General features: G+C 64.5%; 3 protein-coding genes. All 3 read left to right on the top strand.

Annotated elements, in window-relative coordinates; all coding sequences use genetic code 11:
• The coding region (locus tag KAY22_RS26185) for a TonB-dependent receptor (protein WP_296626018.1) at positions 1–2,109 on the top strand (2,109 nt) is incomplete at its 5' end.
• A 94-nt stretch (positions 2,110–2,203) separates the two neighbouring features.
• A complete protein-coding gene (gene rarD / locus KAY22_RS26180) occupies positions 2,204–3,094 on the top strand; it encodes an EamA family transporter RarD (RefSeq protein WP_296626017.1) in 891 nt (296 codons plus the stop codon).
• 90 nt (positions 3,095–3,184) lie between these two features.
• On the top strand, positions 3,185–3,694 hold the full coding sequence (locus KAY22_RS26175) for a MarR family transcriptional regulator (RefSeq protein ID WP_296626016.1): 510 nt from the start codon (positions 3,185–3,187) through the stop codon (positions 3,692–3,694).
• The last annotated feature ends 16 nt before the right edge of the window (positions 3,695–3,710 follow it).

Genomic DNA, 3,710 nt, shown 5'->3' with positions numbered 1-3,710 from the left:
GGCGTGCCCTTCGGCCTCACCAGCGACGGCTTCGAGCAGGGCGTCGGCATCTATGTCGACGACGTCTACAACGCCCGTGTGGCGGCAGCGGTGTTCGACTTCCTCGACGTCAAGCAGGTCGAGGTGCTGCGCTGGCCGCAGGGAACGCTTTACGGCAAGAACACCACCGCCGGCGCGATCAACATCACCACCAACCAGCCGACTTTCGACTTCCAGGGCAAGGCCGAAGTGACGGTCGGCAATCTGGCCTTCAAGCAGGCCAAGGCTGCGCTGTCGGGACCGCTGTCGGAAAAGATCGCCGCGCGCGTGGCGGTCGCGACCACCTCGCGTCGCGGCACGATCTATAACGTGACATCCCAGCAGTGGATCAACGCGCAGGACAATCTCGGCCTGCGGGCGCAGCTTCTGTTTCAGCCGACCGAAGGGCTGAGCATCACCCTGTCAGGCGACTACAGCAAGCAGGACGCCGAATGCTGCGGCACCGTCTTCGTCCGCGTCGGCACCACCCAGCGCGCGCTGGCGCGCCAGTATGAGGCGCTCGCCGCCGCCCAGAATTATCGCGTCGTCAGCCGCAACCCGTTCGACCGCCTGACCGACATCGACGCCAATCTCAACGCCGGCAACAAGATCGGCGGCGTCTCGGCCAAGGTGAAGTGGGACGTCGGCGGCGGCACGCTGACCTCGGTCACCGCCTGGCGTTTCTGGGACTGGAAGCCGGAGAACGACCGCGACTTCACCGGTCTGCCAATCGTCTCTCGCTCGCAGAACCCGTCGCAGCAGGACCAATATTCGCAAGAGTTCCGCTATAGTTACAGCGGCAAGAAGGTGGACTTCGTCGTCGGCCTGTTCGGCTTCAAGCAGCGCATCGATACGCAGGGCCTCGAGCAGCAGGGCGCGGCATCGAGCCGGTGGAATCTGACCGGCGCGCTTGCCAATGATCCGAGTGTCCTGAACGGCCTGACCGCGCGCAACACCCAGTGGCTCAAGGCCACGAGCGCCGCTCTGTTCGGGCAGCTGAGCTGGAAGGTCACCGACGAACTGACTATCCAGCCGGGCGCACGGGTCAATTATGACAAGAAGTCGGGCTTCTATCAGCGTGTCGTGACGACGGGCGCCGGAGCGCTCCTGACTTGCCCGCAGTCCGCCGCGACCAATCCGGTCGGGGCCGCACAGTGCGGCGTCTTCTCGCCGCAGACCAGCGCACCTTCCGACAGCGCCTGGAACTTCACTTATGACTTCAACGTCAACTACAAGCTGGCACCCGGCATTCTCGCTTATGCGACCTACGCCAAGAGCTTCAAGACGTTCGGCATCAACCAGAACGGCCTGCCGACCGACGCTGCAGGCAACCCGCTTCAGTCCGACATCAAGCCCGAATCGGTCAATTCGTTCGAGGTCGGTCTGAAGACCCAGTTCTGGGACCGCAAGGCGACCTTCAACGTCGCGGCGTTCCGCACCGACATCAAGAACTATCAGGCGACGGTGACCAACGGCCAGTTGGGCGTGCTGCGCGGCTATCTGGCGAATGCCGGCAAGGTCCGCTCACAGGGCATCGAGACCGATTTCTCGATCCGTCCGAGCGAGCGCTTCAACGCCTATCTGAACGGCGCCTATACCGACGCCAAATATGTCCGCTTCGTCGACGCCCCCTGTCCGCCCGAACTGGCCGGCGGCACCACCGTCGGGGTCGGCCAGACTCCGGGCGCTCCCGGAGTTCCCGGTTCGTTGAGCCCGGCCAACTGCAACATCTCCGGCCAGCGCCTGCCCGGCGTGTCGAAATATTCGGTGTCCTATGGTGCCGAGGTCAACGCGCCGATCGATCTGCTCGACAGGGAAGGCCAGATCTATTTCGGTGTCGACGGCCAGTACCGGTCCAACTTCCAGTCGAACCCGTCGCCGTCGCGATACACGCTGGTCAATGGCTATAACATCACGAACTTCCGTGCGGGTTTCCGTACCGAGAGCTTCGACGTCTTCGGCTGGGTCCGCAACGCGTTCGACACCAACTATTTCGAACTGCTGCAGACCGCGCCGAGCAACACCGGCCTGATCGCGGGACAGACCGGCGATCCGCGCACCTTCGGGGCAACGATCAAAGCCACCTTCTGAAATTCGCCCCTTCTGTTGCCCCCCGCCTTCGGCCAGCGCCCCTCGTGGACGCTGGCCGATTGCCTTTCCGGCCGGCCGCTCATAGGCGAGGCGAATGAACGGCACATCGCAAGCGCGCCTCGGCGTCCTCATGGGAATCGGCGCCTATACGATATGGGGCCTGCTCCCCCTGTTCATCCGAGCGATGGCGCCGCTTTTCCCCACCGCGATCCTCGCGCAACGCGTTGTCTGGTCGCTCCTGATCATCGTCCTGCTCGCCTTCGTCCTGCGTCGGTGGCCCGCGGCGCTGGCCGCGCTGCGTCAGCCGCGCATCCTCCTGGCGCTGGTCGCCTCGACCCTGCTGATCGCGGCCAACTGGCTGCTCTACATCTACGCGATCAACAGCGGACATGCGCTCCAGGCCAGCCTCGGCTATTTCATCAATCCTCTGCTCAACATCGTGCTGGGCATGATATTCTTCGGCGAGCGGCTCGGGCGGATGGAAACCGGCGCAGTTCTGCTCGCGGGGGTCGGCGTGCTCGCGCTGGCGATCTATCAAGGCAGCATCCCCTATATCCCGCTCGGACTGGCGGCGAGCTTCGGGCTTTACGGTCTCGTCCGAAAGAAGATTGCACTTGGTCCGGTCGAGGGGCTGCTGATCGAGACCGGCCTTCTTGCGCCCTTCGCAGCGATCTGGCTGCTGACGATGCCGCAACTGGCGCCCGGCGCAACGCCCCCCGCCTTCTGGCTGCTGGTGTTGAGCGGCGTGGCGACGACCATGCCCCTGCTGCTCTTCGCCGGGGCCGCCAACAGGATCCGTTATTCCGATCTCGGTCTTCTCCAATATATCGGCCCGACGCTGCAGATGCTGATCGCGATCCATGTCTTCGGCGAACCGTTGCTGCCGATCCACCTCCTGTCCTTCGGGCTGATCTGGGCGGGCCTCGCGCTGTACGTCGCTGCGACCCTGCACCGCAGCCGCATGGTTCTGTCCCCGCCCGAATGAACGTCAGGGCGCGATAATTTCAGACGATGACATCGGCGCGCATTTTCATTACGCGCATCGGCGACAGAATGGAGAGCAGATAACGTCGCCATGGCCGGCCCCAACGCACCCGAAGGCTTCAGGGCCGCATCCCCGCTGTTCCTGCGCGAGCCGGAAATCCGGCGCGGCGTCGAGCTTCTCTATTTCGGCTACAGCCACCTGCTGCGTGGCATCGATGAAGGGCTGGCGGCGCAGGGGCTGGGTCGCGCGCATCATCGCTCGCTCTATTTCATCGCGCGCAATCCCGACATCACCGTCAGCGAACTGCTCCGGCTGCTCGGCATCACCAAGCAGTCGCTGGGACGCGTGCTCAACGAACTTCACGATCGCGGGCTGGTCGAGACGCGCCCCGGTCGCGAGGATCGCCGTCAGCGCCTGCTGCGCGTCACCGAAGAGGGCGCCTCGCTCGAGGCGTCGCTGTTCGAGGCGCTGCGCGAGCGACTGTCGGTGGCCTATGCGCAGGCCGGGCAAAATGCTGTAACCGGATTCTGGGCGGTGCTGGAGGGGTTGGTGCCGTCCGAGGAAAAGACGCGCATGCCGCACGTCCGCAAGCAGGGGTGACACGGATGAGCACGGT

Origin of the sequence: Rhizorhabdus sp. (assembly GCF_018006725.1) — a bacterium.
Lineage (GTDB): Bacteria > Pseudomonadota > Alphaproteobacteria > Sphingomonadales > Sphingomonadaceae > Rhizorhabdus.
Note: the sequence above shows the minus strand (reverse complement) of the source record. Positions and strands in the feature narration are given on the sequence as shown.